This window comes from Ruegeria sp. CL7, from assembly GCF_056536445.1.
Genome location: NZ_JBQFPQ010000001.1, coordinates 665,204 through 678,795 on the forward strand (window position 1 = coordinate 665,204; position 13,592 = coordinate 678,795).

Below are 13,592 nucleotides of genomic sequence, written 5' to 3' on the forward strand. Positions count from 1 at the left end.
CGGGTGCGCAGGATTGCGTCTGTTTGGAATGCCCGCTGCATGCAAGGCCGGCAGATGCCACACAAACAAGTGCAAGTGAGCAAAGAACGGTACGGATCATGGTGCCTCTCCCCAAAAATCATTCGCAGAATAACCGATTTCGGGCAGTCTGGCAAAAAACAAGGCCCGGCCTGCGCATTGCAGACCGGGCCGTGTGAAGGCGGCGTCGAGACGTACCTTATTCGCCAAATACCCGGGCGAAGATCGTATCAACGTGTTTGGTGTGATAGCCGAGGTCGAATTTCTCTTCGATTTCTTCGGGGCTGAGCGCGGCCGTTACATCGGCATCCGCCAGCAGTTCCTGTTTGAAATCGGTGCGGTGTTCCCAAACCTTCAGCGCGTTGCGCTGGACCATGGCATAGGCGTCCTCACGGCTGACCCCTGCCTGGGTCAAGGCCAGAAGAACACGCTGGCTCATGACAAGACCGGGGAATTTGTTCATGTTTTCCAGCATGTTTTCGGGGAAGATCAGCATCTTGCCGATCACACCGGTCAGACGGGCCAGCGCAAAATCCAGTGTAATCGTGGCATCCGGTCCGATCATGCGCTCGACCGAGGAATGCGAGATGTCGCGTTCATGCCAGAGCGCGACATTCTCCATTGCCGGGATCACTGCCGCGCGTACCATGCGGGCCAGCCCGGTCAGGTTCTCGGTCAGTACCGGGTTTTTCTTGTGCGGCATGGCCGACGAGCCTTTCTGGCCCATCGAGAAGAATTCTGCGCCCTCCAAAACCTCGGTCCGCTGCATGTGGCGGATTTCGATGGCGATGTTTTCGATGCTGCTGGCGATGACGCCAAGCGTCGCAAAGAAGGCCGCATGGCGATCACGCGGGATCACTTGGGTGCTGATCGGTTCGGGCACAAGGCCCAGTTTGTCACAGACATGTTCCTCGACGGCGGGATCGATATTGGCAAATGTGCCGACGGCACCGCTGATGGCCCCAGTTGCGATTTCCGCACGGGCGTCGCGCATACGGGACAGGTTGCGGTCCATCTCGGCATAGAACCGGGCAAAGGTCAGGCCCATTGTCGTAGGCTCTGCGTGGATACCGTGGCTGCGGCCGATGCGAACGGTGTCCTTGTGTTCAAACGCACGGCGCTTGAGCGCTGCCAAAAGCCCTTCGAGATCGGCGATCAGAAGGTCCGCCGCGCGCGTCAGCTGGACGTTGAAACAGGTGTCCAACACGTCTGAACTGGTCATGCCCTGGTGCACGAACCGGGCCTCTTCACTGCCGACATGTTCGGCGAGATGGGTCAGGAATGCGATGACGTCATGCTTGGTTACGGCTTCGATCTCGTCGATACGGGCGACGTCGAATTCCACGTCCTTGGCTTTCCAAACGGCTTCTGCATTCTCGCGCGGGATCACGCCCAGATCGGCCATGGCATCGCAGGCATGCGCCTCGATTTCGTACCAGATGCGAAACTTGGTTTCGGGCGACCAAATGGCAACCATGTCAGGGCGGGAATAACGGGGAATCATTGGCGGCAGCACCTTTATGTGATTGGGATGAGGCGTTGGCGCGGGGTTTAGCCGCCTGTGCGCAAGGGAACAAGATGTGAGAGCAGGTATGAGACGGTTTGCCCTGATTTTCGCTCTTTGGCCGGTTGTTTTGGTGGCCGGAGACTTCCAGAAACTGTCCGGAGAGGAAATCCTGTCAGCCTTGGCCGGCAAGAAGCTGGAATACGGCTCGGGTGTTTGGCAGGTTTTCGAAGCCAGCATGACCACGCAGTATTTCTCGGGCGGGCCCAGTGTCGGGCGCTGGGCGGTGAGAGGGGATCAATACTGCTCGACATGGCCACCTGCCGATTTGTGGGCCTGCTACGACGTCTGGCGAAATGGGGACGCGATCCGTTTCGTTGATGATGCGGGCGGCCAGACCGTCGGGGTCTATGCGCAATAGATTTCATGTATTTGTCTGAAAAATTGGGGCGTGATGCTTGCAAGAGGCAGATGACACGTGCGGGGAAGGGAAATACCGGAACGCGGTTTTTCTGGGTCTTTGCAACGCAGTGCTGGACAAGTCGCGCTTTCAGCGGTCAAGCTGAGGGTGAAGAAATCATCAGGTTATTGAAATATGCGTTTATTATCATCTCCAATTCTTGCCGCTTGCGCCGCTGTCTGGCTGGGTGGGGCAGGATCAGCACTGGCCGACACACCAGTGACATATACCGAGGATGGTCGCGCCCTGTTTCGGTTCGACGTGCCAGATTTCTGGGTGCTGCGCACTGGCGGCCCGCGTGAGATCGAAGACACCGGGTTGGATGATCCGCGTGCGGTGGCTCGGGTCATGGGGCTGCGTCCCGTAACCGACGACAACGTCTGGATGGGGTTTGTTTCACCTTCAGGGGTTGCGACCATTCAGGATGGGGTCCGCTACCTGCAGGATATCGACAAGTTTCTGGTCAAAGACCCGACCCTTACCAGCACCAGCGACATCCGCATCGGCGGGTTGCCCGCCCGTGTCTTTCGGGGGACAGGGCGCCGCGATGGCAAGGGGGTGAACTTCACGGCCACTGTCATTGACTTGCCGCGCAACCGTGTCGCCATAGCTGTTGCCATCCTGCGGGATGGGGCAGACCCGGATTTCGCCGAAGACTTGAACGCCGTTTTCGCGTCGTTCCGGTCGCTTCTGTGAGGGGGCAAGATGCGCATAGGACTGACTAAACGGATTTCCCTCGCATTGGGGCTGGGGGCCGCGACTTTGACGTTGTCGGCCTGTGACGGCGTAACGGTCGGCGTCGGATACGGGTATGACCCGTTCTATGACTCGATGCTGTGGAACGACTACTATCGCGATGTCGATGTGAATGTTGATATCAACCGCCCGGACCGCCCAGGTCGACCTGATCGGCCCTTGCGTCCCGAGCGCCCGAATCCACCGGTTGCCAAACCTCCTGCGCGGCCGCGACCCCCGGTGGCCCGGCCACCTGCCGCGCGGCCACCGATCCATCGTCCGGCACCACGCCGCAGATAATCAAAAGGCCGCCTGTCCGGCGGCCTTCTCTCAGGTAAGAAGTTCGGTCGTGATATGCGCCGAGCCTTCAAGTGTCCGGTGAACCGGGCATTTGTCTGCGATTTCCAGCAGGCGCTGTTTTTGTTCCTGATCAAGCGGGCCGCTCAGGCGGATTTTGCGGCGGAACTGATCCACTTTGCCTTCATTCGCCAAACCGGCATCCTGAGCATGAACTTTGTCATGGCAGACATCGACGCTGACACTGGTCAGCGGCCATTTTTTGCGGCGCGCATACATCCTTATCGTCATGGACGTGCAGGCGCCGAGACCGGATGAGACAAATCCATAAGGCGACATGCCCTTTTCCGTGCCGCCATAAGAGGCAGGCTCATCTGCAACGGCATGATGGTGCGGGCCTGCCTGAATATCCTGCATGAAGCCATTCGGATCCGCTTCTGTTACGCGAACGACACCTTCCGGCGCACCCGGGGGCGGCGCGGGTGGGCAAAGTTTCAGATAGCGCGAAACCCAAGCCGAGATGACATCCGCGGCATATTCAGCATCAGAGGCCCGTGTGATCAGGTGATCGGCATCGTCGAGGGTGACGAAGCTTTTTGGGTGCTTTGCAGCCAGAAAGATGGTGCTTGCGTTGTCGATACTGACCGTTTCGTCCCGAGGAGCGTGCAGGATCAGCAAAGCGGCCTTGAGATCAGCGATCGAGGCAGACAGGGCCGACCCCGCAATGTCGTCCACGAACGCTTTGCCAATTCGAAACGGGCGCCCGCCCAAGGTGACCTCGGCGCTGCCCTGCTGTTCGATCTGGGGCAGGGCATCCTCGAAATGATGGGACACGTGGCCGGGATCCGCCGGTGCGCCCAAGGTGACCACGGCCTTGACCGTCGGAATTCCGGCACGCGCCCGCAAAACCGCCGCGCCGCCAAGCGAGTGACCGATCAGCAGGGCAGGGGCCATGTTTCGTCCGGCCAGATATTGCGCGGCCGAGATAAGGTCCTCGACATTCGACGTGAAGGTCGTGTTGGCGAATTCTCCTTCGGAATGACCCAGGCCGGTAAAGTCGAACCGAAGCACTGCAATTCCCATGGCCGCCAGGCGGGCCGAAATGCGCCGGGCCGCAGGTATGTCCTTGGAACAGGTGAAGCAATGGGCAAACAGGGCCGTCGCAAGGACCGGACCATCCGGCAAATCCAGCCGCGCGGCCAATTGGCTGCCGTCATGTCCGGCAAAAGTGATGCGTTCCGTGGGCATGTCGGCTCCTTGAACGGTTCGGGGAAACATCCCCAATACTGTGGTCTAGCCCGCCGGGTCACAACCCTTATGTCAAACGCGTCACGGGAAGGTGAGAACCAAGCGCGCGCCTTGCAATCCGAAAGATGCCCCGGGCGGTGACAGGCGCGGCCGCTATTTTGGGGGTGGTCGGTGTTTCATCAATATTAGTGATAAGATGTGAAACAAACATTCGTTTTGCTTATGGTAAAATCAAGCCCATCTACGGCCTACAGCAATTGATAAAGGAGACGCAGATGGCACATGCAGACGTTGCCGCACATCTTCCAAAGATACTACCCAGTACAGTCATGGCGATTGTTCTGGCTGGCCTCGTGGGTTTTGCCCTCGGGCAATCCCGGCCCGCAGTTTTCAGCGGGCCGCAGGCTCAGGTAAGTCCAACTGTCGAAGACTGGCACGGCAACGTGCGCCGGTCTCATTGGTCAGAATGAGGCGCCGGCCTCACTCGAGCCCCATCAACCGGGCATCGAAGGGGTATTTCGTCAGGTTCTCATATCCGTCTTCGGTTATGAGAACCTGATCCTCCAGCTTGATGCTGAAATCGCCACCCACTTCGCCCACGCAGGCTTCGACACACAAGACCATTCCGGGTTCCAGCGGATAATCGTAGGCCCCTTCAACCGCCTTGTCCGGATAAGCAACCAACGGCCATTCATCGCAAAGGCCGACGCCGTGCATCAGGCAGCCATATTTCTGCGCCTGGAACTTCTTGTCCAGCCGGTGGGAATTTGCGGTCAGTTCAGGGATCATCACGCCGGGCTTGAGCATCTCCATATTGGTCATGATGTGTTCATGGGCGTGCTGCATGGCATAGATCATGTCCTCACGCGGCTTCTGATCGCCGATCCACCAACTGCGGGAAATATCGATGCAAATCCCGTAAGAACCAATCAGGTCAGTGTCGAACGAGATGATCTCGTTCTGCTGGGTGATCCGCGGGCCGCATTCCTGAAACCACGGGTTGGTCCGCTGGCCCGAAGCCAGCAGACGGGTTTCGATCCACTCACCGCCACGCCTGATGTTTTCGGCGTGAAGAACAGCCCAGATATCATCTTCCGAGGTCTTGCCGTCGCCGACATTGGCACGGGCAAACCGTTCCATTTCGGCAACCGCAGTTTCGCAGGCATGGCTGGCGCAGCGCATGGCCAGGATTTCGTCGGGCCCTTTGACGGCGCGGGCCTTCTCGGTCAGCTCTTCGCCTTCCATGATGTCGAACCCCTGCGCCTCGAGCGCGCGCAATCCGTGCAGCATGATCTTGTCGACGGCCAGGCGCATGTTGCCGCCGCCGTGTTCTTCGATCAGTACGCGTACTTCGTTCGAGAACACATCTGCGGCCACGTCAACCTTGTCGCCCCGGTCGAAGTAGAACAGGTCAGCGCCCGAGCGCTGCTCGCGCACAAGCGGGTTGAAGGTGCTGAGGAAGGGGGAGTTCTTGTAATCCCAGATCACCATATAGCCATCCGCACACAGCAGAACCGCCCGAAACGGATTGTGGGTGTTCCACAGCTGCATATTCGTGCTGTCGGTGGCATAGCGGATATTCAGCGGGTCAAAAATCAGCAAGCCGCCATAGCCGCGGTCCACAATGGCCTGTGTCAGCCTCTTCCAGCGGTGTTCCCGCATCCGTGCCAGATTGGGAAGTTCCAGCCCCGCAGCGGCCCACTCGTCAAACGCAAGCTGCGTCGGCCCAATCTCGATCCGGTCATTTTCGTTCGGCGTACCATCGCCCAATGTCGTGCCGCGGCTGGGGTCAATCTTGCGCGTGTCTCGATAGTGCTGGTTCATGGCTGGCCTCATTGCTTGTTCCAATTACAATTCATCCGCCACAACCAATCGTCTGAGAAAAATGCGACGGCGAGGTTGTCGTTTTCGACCGACAAGAAAAGTTGCGCATGCTAAGCCTCCAGCATGACTCGTATTCTGCAAAACAAGATTCCGTATGATGTCGCAAGCCCACGCGCTTTGCCGGGTATTCAACCGGCAACCATGGAAAGCTGGCTAGATCAGGATGAGGCTTTTGCCGACCAAATGCGGCGCCGCGAAGAAATTCTGGCTGAGCGGCGCGACGATGTTCTTGCGCTTGATCCTGGGGCCAAACCTGCCGCGCAAGAGTTGCTGGATCTGGTGCTGACGCAGACATATCCCACGGCCGGGGCAGAGGCCGCAAGGCCGGATGGCGTATCCGTCGCGATCGATCGGGATTGTCCGCTTGATACGCTGTGCAGGCTGGTACAAGAGGACTTCTGCATCCTTCAGAAACGGGGAAATGAGCATGTTCTGACGGGTGCCATCCTGTGTTTCCCTGCCAGTTGGCGCCTGTCCGAGAAATTCATGCGACCGTTGATTGATATCCACGTGCCCGTGGAAAGCTATGACGCCAATGTCGCGAAACGGGTGCAGAGGCTATTTGACGGTATTCAACCCGGTCGCCCGCTGTGGCGCTTCAACGCCCTGTGGTACGAAGACCCGGAGCTGTTCCAGCCTCGCAGTGCAAGTGAGCCGCGCAAAATACGGGACCGGCGTCAAGCGTCTTATCTGCGAAGCGAGCGGCAGACGCTATTGCGTTTGCCGAAAACCAACGCAGTCGTGTTTTCCATCCACACATACGTTCTGGCCGCAAACGCGATCCCAAAAACGGAAAACCCCGCCTGATGGCGGGGCCTCCTAGGAGGGTCTTCGATAATTCCTTTACATGCCCAAGGCGCCCGCTACATCGGCCAACGCGTTGCTGGCGTTCAGTGCGACAATGGCAAATGTGAATACAAGCACCTGTGTGTTCAGGCGGAAATCTTCGCCCCGGATCAGATTGACTGCGGCCATCGATACGGCAATTGGCGCTGAAATGCTGGCCAGAACTCCGGTCAAGCACCAACTGCTGAGCCGCAGGATGTCGCTTGGCTTGTCATCATCCGCGATGGAAGCGCCTGCGTCCTTCTGGGTGGGCAGGTCTACCTCGTCGCTTCGGAACGCGATGCTGAGCAATTGTTCGTCCGTCAGTTGAATTGGACGCGCGGCAGGAGTGTGTAAGGCAGTGATCGTGTCATCCTGTTCAGACTGCTGCATCCCGGCGAACTGTCCGGTCAGTGATTGAAAAATCTGCTTTCGATCCCGGCTTGTTCGGCTTGGTGTCAGGGTGTCAAAGGCGCTCATGAAGTGCTCGACAGTAAGAACCGTGTGTGGCGACAACCATTCAACCCGCCGGGTCGAACAGATATCGACCATGCGATACAGAGTGACCACCAGCATCAGTTCCGAAATCTCGGCGTCGTCCAAAAGTGGCGAGACTGGCGTTATTGTCAGTACCAACCTGTTTTGTGGATGTGACACGCGGGGCTTTGTTATGGTTTTCAACCCCGCAGCGCGATCCATGCGCTCGTATCGGTCCTGCTGTCCGGAGGTGCCTGTATCCAGAGTCATCCGCACAAGATACTGGCTCGAGACGATGCTGGCCTCGGTCGCGCTGAGCAGGGCCTTGCGCTCGACCAGATGACCGTAGTCTTCCAGCGTCGTGGCGACGATCGTTCCAAAGCGCTCTATCGCGCCAGTTGCGTCGCCATCAAATTGCAGGCCGCCATGGTAGCTGTGCTTCCGAGCCACTGCCCTGTCCTTTTTTACATTCTGTCAGCCAAAGGTTAGCACCCCTTCTTGCAGAGAATTTGGCAAAAAATGCAAAAAAGTGAAATTTACCGGCGATTGGTTACGCTTTGGAAACCAAGCAACCAAAGGCTTTTGTTTGTCACTGTGGCGGAAATGTGGCGAAATTGGGCGCAGCGCGTGTTGTCGGTGCGGCGGGGCTAATTGTCGATTCGGGCAGCCATTATTGCGATGGATTGCTGATAGACAGAGGCTGCATTCCACTGCTGCAAGACGCGAAAATTTGGTTCTCCGGGTTGATAGCCGCGTCCCGGTTTCCACCCTTTCTGGCGAAGGAAATTGGCGGTTGAGGCCAATGCATCCGTCATGTTGTAGAAGTCCACGCGCCGGTCGCCCGTAGCATCGACACCATAGGTCAGGGCGTTGCCGGGCAGGAATTGCGTGTGGCCCAGTTCGCCATGTTTTGCCCCTTTTGTCGACATTGTGATACTGCCCATGTCGACCAGTTTCAGTGCCCCAATTGCGTGGGGAATAAAGAACTCTGACCGGCGACAATCATAGGCCAATGTTGTGATTGCGGAAACAACCTGACTGTCGCCCATGAAATTGCCAAAGCCGGTTTCCATGCCGTGAATGGCGATCAAAACGCCCGCAGGAACACCATATTGCCGCTCAAAGGCGGCATAATAGTTCGGGTTGGCGGCTTTGCGTTTGCGCCCCTGTGCGACGATTGTATCAGCGCCTCGGACTCGCATGAACTTGTCCAGCGAGTATTTGAAGCTTTTTTGATTGCGGTCTGCGGCGATGGTGCGCGTGGCATATTGTGTCTGGGACAGCGCTTGCAGACCTTTCTTTTTCACCCCCGCCTTGCGTGCCTGTTTGGCAAAATCGGCCTTCCATGCCTCAAATCCAGCGCTGGTGTTGCCACAGGGTGCGGCCAGAACCGGGGACGTCAGGGAAAGGGCAAGAATGGTGGCAAGTCGAAACATGGGCGTAATCCGATGGAATTGAAATCTGCGGTTAGCCTAGCGTGGGCTGCGTCTTGGGCAAAGCGGTTAATAAAGGTCCAGCTCGCCCTTTTTTCTGAGCGTTTCGAACCATTCCTCTGGGGTGGCATTGATGCGGGCGTGTTTCACCATCATCGCATTCATATTTGGCAGATGGGTCGAATCCGGCCAGTCTTTGGGTTGCCACAGATGTGCGCGGATTACACATTTGGGACAGTGTGCAAATGCTGTCGCGACATGGATGAGCAGCGCCAGTTTGGGCGGGTGCCCGTCAATGGCCATGGTTTCAAGCAAACGGGTGTCAGCACAGATACGGGCTGTGCCGCGAATGCGGAGCGTTTCCATCTTGCCCGGAACAAAGAACAGGACGCTGACGCGCGGATCCTTGAGAACATTGTGAAACGTATCCACGCGTTTGTTTCCCGGCCGATCCGGGACTGCGATCAGGGTATCGGACAGCACCTGAACAAAGCCGGGCGGGTCGCCACGGGGTGACACATCAAGATGCCCGTCGGTGTTGGCCGAAGCGATCAGGCAAAAGGGCGAGGTCGCAATGAAATCGCGACACATCTGATCGAGAGAGGACACCTCCTTGGCGGTGATCTGCGGCAGCGGATGGCCAGAGATCCTCCTCAGCTCCTGTTCGGATGTCACAAGGTTTGAGAATTTCGAGAAAGGTGAGGTATCGCAAGGCATACTGTCGTCTCCGGTCGGGAGTGTTCTCACCAGTCTGTTGGATCAACGGCGGCGCGTCAAACCGTGTGGGCAGACATGACGAGGGCGCCCGAAGGGGCGCCCTGCGAAATCGTTTCCGTACTCAGCTTAGCAGCTGTAGTACATGCCGTACTCCACCGGGTGCGGCGTGTGCTCGTAGGTTTCCACCTCTTCCATCTTGAGCGCGATGTAGCCGTCAATCTGGTCTTTGGTGAACACATCGCCCTGAAGCAGGAAGTCGTGATCGGATGCCAGAGCTTCCAGAGCCTCACGCAGGCTGCCGCAGACGGTCGGGATGTCGGCCAGTTCCTCGGCGGGCAAGTCGTACAGGTTCTTGTCCATTGCCTCGCCGGGGTTGATCTTGTTCTTGATGCCATCAAGACCAGCCATGAGCAGGGCGGCAAACGCCAGATAGGGGTTGGCGGCCGGATCGGGGAAGCGCGCCTCGACACGTTTGGCTTTGGGGCTTTCAGTCCATGGGATACGCACACAACCCGAACGGTTACGTGCCGAATAGGCCCGCAGAACGGGGGCTTCGAAACCTGGGATCAGACGCTTGTAGCTGTTGGTTGCCGGGTTGGTGAAGGCGTTCAGGGTCTTGGCGTGTTTCAGAATGCCGCCGATGAAGTACAGCGCCTCGTCCGACAGGTCGGCATACTTGTCGCCGGCGAACAGGGGCTTGCCATCTTTCCAGATCGACATGTTCACATGCATGCCGGTGCCGTTGTCACCCGCGATCGGCTTGGGCATGAAAGTGGCCGACTTGCCGTAGGCGTGTGCCACGTTGTGGATGACGTACTTGTATTTTTGCAGCTCGTCGGCCTGCTTGGTCAGGCTGTCGAAGATCAGGCCCAGCTCGTGCTGACAGGATGCAACCTCGTGGTGGTGCTTGTCGACCTTCATGCCCAGACGTTTCATGGTCGACAGCATTTCCGAGCGCAGGTCCTGGGCTTCGTCGATGGGGTTGACCGGGAAGTAGCCGCCCTTGACGCCCGGGCGATGGCCCATGTTGCCCATCTCATATTCGGTGTCGGTGTTCCACGACGCATCCGTTGCATCAATTTCGAAGGATACCTTGTTGATGCTGTTGGAAAAACGAACGTCATCGAACAGGAAGAATTCAGCTTCGGGACCCATATAGGCAACGTCACCGATACCGCTGGACTTCAGGTAGGCTTCGGCTTTCTGCGCGGTTCCGCGCGGGTCGCGGCCATAGGCTTCACCGGTGTCGGGCTCAACGATCGAGCAGTGCAGACACAGTGTCTTTTCCGCATAAAACGGGTCGATGTAAGCCGAGGTCGTGTCGGCGATCAGTTTCATGTCCGAGTTTTCGATCGACTTCCAGCCCGCAATGGACGAGCCGTCAAACATGAAGCCTTCTTCCAGGAAGTCTTCGTCGACCAGATCGACGTCCACCGTGACGTGTTGCAGCTTGCCGCGCACGTCGGTGAAGCGGATGTCGACATAGGCGACGTCTTCTTCGCGGATTGTATTGAGAACTGCGTCTACGCTCATTCCCTTTGTCCTTTTGATAGATGTGTCAGTAATCGTGTGAGTTAGAGCGCTTCCGAGCCGGTCTCACCGGTCCGGATGCGAATGGCCTGGTCGACGGGCGAGACGAAAATCTTGCCGTCTCCGATCTTGTCGGTTTTGGCGGCCGACACGATGGCTTCGATCGCGGCGTCGACCTGGTCGTCGTCCAATACGACCTCGACTTTAACTTTGGGCAGAAAATCGACGACATACTCGGCGCCGCGATACAGTTCGGTATGGCCTTTCTGGCGACCGAAGCCTTTGACCTCGATGACGCTGAGGCCCTGGACGCCCACATCCTGCAAGGCCTCTTTTACTTCGTCCAGTTTGAACGGCTTGATGATCGCTTCGATCTTTTTCATCCCGGTTCACCTTGAATGGTTGTCTCAGGGGCAGTGATCACGTCTAAGATCGGGCGGCAATGTGATTGCGATATCGTGCAGGTCGGGATGCTTGGAAAAACGGTCGGGTGCTAATTTTTGAGCGACTTGCACAAAAAGTAATCAAAACTGAATCAGGCGCGGGGTGAAAGGATGGAATTGCTGACAGCGGCACAGATGCGGGCCATTGAGCAGGCCGCCATCAAGTCTGGTGACGTGACCGGTCTGGAACTGATGGAGCGGGCCGGCCAGGGTGTTGTTGACGCGATTTTCGAAGAATGGCCCATGTTGGACAGGCGAGGGGCCAGCCCCTCGCGCTCCCCGGGATATTTAGGGCCAGATGAAGAGGATCCGCTGCGCGCAGTGGTGCTGTGCGGACCGGGCAACAATGGGGGTGACGGGTTTGTCGTGGCGCGGCTTTTGCAGAAGCAGGGGTGGGCGGTTGAGGTGTTCCTGTATGGAGACCCGGAAAAGCTGCCTCCGGATGCGCGGGTGAATTATGAGAGATGGGGGGCAAAGAACGAGGTTCGCGTCTTCGCTGTCGACTCCGCCCCGTTGGCGGACGATTTTCTTGGGTTTCCAAAGAGCATTGATCTGGTTGTCGACGGGGCTTTTGGCACGGGTCTCACCCGGCCATTTGCAGGGGCGTTTTCCATGTTGGCCAATGCGCCGGTCAGAGACCTGCTGCGAGATCGAGGCGTAAAGGTCGTTTCAATTGACGCGCCAAGCGGCTTGTGCGCCGACAGTGGTCGCATTCTTGGTCAGGCGATAGTTGCAGACATGACGGTGACGTTTCACAGTAAAAAGCTTGGGCATGTTCTGGGCGATGGTCCGGTGACCTGCGGGACGGTCCGAACCAAGTCGATCGGGCTTGAACCACTGGAAGACGGTCAGATCGTTCACACGACTGAGGCTGACGGGGTGAAGCTTTCGAAAGTTTCGGTTGGCCACAAATACTCACACGGTCATGCTTTGATCCTGTCCGGGGAGGCGGGCAAAACAGGGGCCGCGCGTTTGGCGGCGCGGGGGGCTTTGCGGGTTGGAGCGGGGTTGGTGACGCTGGGTGTGCCGCCGTCTGCGCAGATGGAGGTTGCCAGCCAGATCACGGCCCTCATGTTGCAGCGGGTTGATGGGGCTGATGGATTGTCTGAAATACTTGAGGATACGCGCCTGAATGCGCTCTGCCTGGGGCCTGCCCTGGGATTCGAGCGGGCGCGGGCGCTCGTGTCGATTGTCCTAGCTGCACGGCGGGCGACCGTGTTGGATGCGGATGCTTTGTCAGCTTTTGCCGAGGATCCCGGCGCCCTGATCGCGCGATTGCACGACAAATGCGTACTGACACCGCATGGCGGGGAATTTGCACGGGTATTCCCGGACATTGCCGCGCAGATGAACGCGCAACCGGCCAAAGGCCCGGCGTTTTCCAAGGTGGACGCAACGCGTGCTGCTGCAAAACGGGCTGGGTGCGTAGTTCTGTTCAAGGGCCCGGACACGGTGATCGCTGTGCCGGATGGCCGGTGCGTGGTCAACTTGGCCGTATACGAAAGAGCGGCCCCATGGTTGGCGACGGCCGGGTCCGGTGATGTGCTGGCAGGGTTCATCGCAGGTTTGTTGGCGCGAGGTTTGCCACCAATGCGGTCGGCGGAAACTGCGGCGTGGCTGCATGTGGAATGTGCGCGCCAGTTCGGGCCGGGTTTGATCGCGGAAGATTTGCCGGAACAGGTGCCGGAGGTTTTCAGAAAGTTGAATATTTGAGTTTGTTGGGCGTGGAACGGCTCAATTCACGGCGAGTCGGCGGAAATCCGCCGTCAAGGTTCACATCAATGCAGACCGAATGTTTGCCAGATGCATAGCTGGACGTCACAATTTATTTGCACACTGTGCTTTGGATCTTCGAATGGATTCGTAACCGTATGAAATAAAATGAAAAATAACCAATTTTTCGATATGCCATGTTGCGAATTTGCAATGCTTGCGAGGGAGTGAATGCGGGCCACTGGAACGCTCGCATTTCGTAAACAATTGGACAGTACCTGAAACCCGAACCTTTCATGGTGAGTGAA

The 13,592-nt window shown here is 57.8% G+C and carries 14 protein-coding genes; 6 read left to right on the forward strand and 8 right to left on the reverse strand.

Features of this window, described 5'->3' with window-relative positions; all coding sequences use genetic code 11:
- Positions 1–217: 217 nt before the first annotated feature.
- A complete protein-coding gene (gene purB, locus ACR0LI_RS03320) occupies positions 218–1,522 on the reverse strand; it encodes an adenylosuccinate lyase (RefSeq protein ID WP_480718004.1) in 1,305 nt (434 codons plus the stop codon).
- A gap of 88 nt (positions 1,523–1,610) precedes the next feature.
- Here purB and ACR0LI_RS03325 point away from each other — a divergent pair, with 88 nt between their 5' ends.
- The 3 genes from ACR0LI_RS03325 (at position 1,611) to ACR0LI_RS03335 (ending at position 3,017) form a co-directional block, all read left to right on the forward strand.
- Positions 1,611–1,943 carry a hypothetical protein gene (locus ACR0LI_RS03325; RefSeq protein WP_171631440.1) on the forward strand — a complete coding sequence of 111 codons (333 nt, stop codon included), beginning with the start codon at positions 1,611–1,613 and terminating at the stop codon, positions 1,941–1,943.
- Positions 1,944–2,117: 174 nt separating this feature from the next.
- Positions 2,118–2,678: a hypothetical protein gene (locus ACR0LI_RS03330; RefSeq protein ID WP_171204978.1), complete on the forward strand. Its 561-nt coding sequence runs from the start codon at positions 2,118–2,120 to the stop codon at positions 2,676–2,678.
- Positions 2,679–2,687: 9 nt separating this feature from the next.
- Positions 2,688–3,017 carry a hypothetical protein gene (locus tag ACR0LI_RS03335; protein WP_480619700.1) on the forward strand — a complete coding sequence of 110 codons (330 nt, stop codon included), beginning with the start codon at positions 2,688–2,690 and terminating at the stop codon, positions 3,015–3,017.
- A 30-nt stretch (positions 3,018–3,047) separates the two neighbouring features.
- On the opposite strand, the gene ACR0LI_RS03340 is transcribed toward ACR0LI_RS03335, so the two are convergent.
- A complete protein-coding gene (locus ACR0LI_RS03340; protein ID WP_480490478.1) occupies positions 3,048–4,262 on the reverse strand; it encodes a bifunctional alpha/beta hydrolase/OsmC family protein in 1,215 nt (404 codons plus the stop codon).
- A 275-nt stretch (positions 4,263–4,537) separates the two neighbouring features.
- On the opposite strand from ACR0LI_RS03340, the gene ACR0LI_RS03345 reads away from it, so the two are divergent.
- Entirely contained in the window at positions 4,538–4,732 is a 195-nt protein-coding gene (locus tag ACR0LI_RS03345) for a hypothetical protein (protein WP_210092519.1), read from the forward strand.
- A gap of 10 nt (positions 4,733–4,742) precedes the next feature.
- Here the strand turns inward: ACR0LI_RS03345 and dddP are convergent, their stop codons facing one another.
- Positions 4,743–6,086 carry a dimethylsulfonioproprionate lyase DddP gene (gene dddP, locus ACR0LI_RS03350; protein WP_480718005.1) on the reverse strand — a complete coding sequence of 448 codons (1,344 nt, stop codon included), beginning with the start codon at positions 6,084–6,086 and terminating at the stop codon, positions 4,743–4,745.
- A gap of 123 nt (positions 6,087–6,209) precedes the next feature.
- Here dddP and ACR0LI_RS03355 point away from each other — a divergent pair, with 123 nt between their 5' ends.
- Entirely contained in the window at positions 6,210–6,953 is a 744-nt protein-coding gene (locus ACR0LI_RS03355) for a heme-dependent oxidative N-demethylase family protein (protein ID WP_480718006.1), read from the forward strand.
- A 36-nt stretch (positions 6,954–6,989) separates the two neighbouring features.
- Here the strand turns inward: ACR0LI_RS03355 and ACR0LI_RS03360 are convergent, their stop codons facing one another.
- From ACR0LI_RS03360 to ACR0LI_RS03380, 5 genes are all read right to left on the reverse strand, one after another.
- Positions 6,990–7,898: a hypothetical protein gene (locus ACR0LI_RS03360; RefSeq protein WP_171723040.1), complete on the reverse strand. Its 909-nt coding sequence runs from the start codon at positions 7,896–7,898 to the stop codon at positions 6,990–6,992.
- A 197-nt stretch (positions 7,899–8,095) separates the two neighbouring features.
- Complete coding sequence (locus ACR0LI_RS03365; RefSeq protein WP_171631486.1) at positions 8,096–8,884, reverse strand: lytic murein transglycosylase; 789 nt, start codon at positions 8,882–8,884, stop codon at positions 8,096–8,098.
- A gap of 66 nt (positions 8,885–8,950) precedes the next feature.
- The gene (locus ACR0LI_RS03370; RefSeq protein ID WP_171723041.1) at positions 8,951–9,598 is read right to left on the reverse strand and encodes an MSMEG_1061 family FMN-dependent PPOX-type flavoprotein; all 648 of its coding nucleotides are present in this window, start codon (positions 9,596–9,598) and stop codon (positions 8,951–8,953) included.
- A gap of 126 nt (positions 9,599–9,724) precedes the next feature.
- Positions 9,725–11,131: a type I glutamate--ammonia ligase gene (glnA, locus tag ACR0LI_RS03375; RefSeq protein WP_480718007.1), complete on the reverse strand. Its 1,407-nt coding sequence runs from the start codon at positions 11,129–11,131 to the stop codon at positions 9,725–9,727.
- Between the two features lie 41 nt (positions 11,132–11,172).
- Positions 11,173–11,511, reverse strand: a complete 339-nt coding sequence (locus ACR0LI_RS03380; RefSeq protein WP_152458342.1) for a P-II family nitrogen regulator — start codon at positions 11,509–11,511, stop codon at positions 11,173–11,175.
- 171 nt (positions 11,512–11,682) lie between these two features.
- On the opposite strand from ACR0LI_RS03380, the gene ACR0LI_RS03385 reads away from it, so the two are divergent.
- Entirely contained in the window at positions 11,683–13,284 is a 1,602-nt protein-coding gene (locus ACR0LI_RS03385) for an NAD(P)H-hydrate dehydratase (protein ID WP_480718008.1), read from the forward strand.
- The last annotated feature ends 308 nt before the right edge of the window (positions 13,285–13,592 follow it).

Bases quoted from the DNA above. Each gene is read 5' to 3' on its own strand.
- ACR0LI_RS03365 (WP_171631486.1), bottom strand. From the start codon at position 8,884: ATGTTTCGACTTGCCACCATTCTTGCCCTTTCCCTGACGTCCCCGGTT.
- ACR0LI_RS03355 (WP_480718006.1), top strand. From the start codon at position 6,210: ATGACTCGTATTCTGCAAAACAAGATTCCGTATGATGTCGCAAGCCCA.
- ACR0LI_RS03380 (WP_152458342.1), bottom strand. From the start codon at position 11,511: ATGAAAAAGATCGAAGCGATCATCAAGCCGTTCAAACTGGACGAAGTA.
- ACR0LI_RS03335 (WP_480619700.1), top strand. From the start codon at position 2,688: ATGCGCATAGGACTGACTAAACGGATTTCCCTCGCATTGGGGCTGGGG.
- glnA (WP_480718007.1), bottom strand. From the start codon at position 11,131: ATGAGCGTAGACGCAGTTCTCAATACAATCCGCGAAGAAGACGTCGCC.
- dddP (WP_480718005.1), bottom strand. From the start codon at position 6,086: ATGAACCAGCACTATCGAGACACGCGCAAGATTGACCCCAGCCGCGGC.
- ACR0LI_RS03370 (WP_171723041.1), bottom strand. From the start codon at position 9,598: ATGCCTTGCGATACCTCACCTTTCTCGAAATTCTCAAACCTTGTGACA.
- ACR0LI_RS03325 (WP_171631440.1), top strand. From the start codon at position 1,611: ATGAGACGGTTTGCCCTGATTTTCGCTCTTTGGCCGGTTGTTTTGGTG.
- ACR0LI_RS03385 (WP_480718008.1), top strand. From the start codon at position 11,683: ATGGAATTGCTGACAGCGGCACAGATGCGGGCCATTGAGCAGGCCGCC.
- ACR0LI_RS03345 (WP_210092519.1), top strand. From the start codon at position 4,538: ATGGCACATGCAGACGTTGCCGCACATCTTCCAAAGATACTACCCAGT.
- ACR0LI_RS03330 (WP_171204978.1), top strand. From the start codon at position 2,118: ATGCGTTTATTATCATCTCCAATTCTTGCCGCTTGCGCCGCTGTCTGG.
- ACR0LI_RS03340 (WP_480490478.1), bottom strand. From the start codon at position 4,262: ATGCCCACGGAACGCATCACTTTTGCCGGACATGACGGCAGCCAATTG.
- purB (WP_480718004.1), bottom strand. From the start codon at position 1,522: ATGATTCCCCGTTATTCCCGCCCTGACATGGTTGCCATTTGGTCGCCC.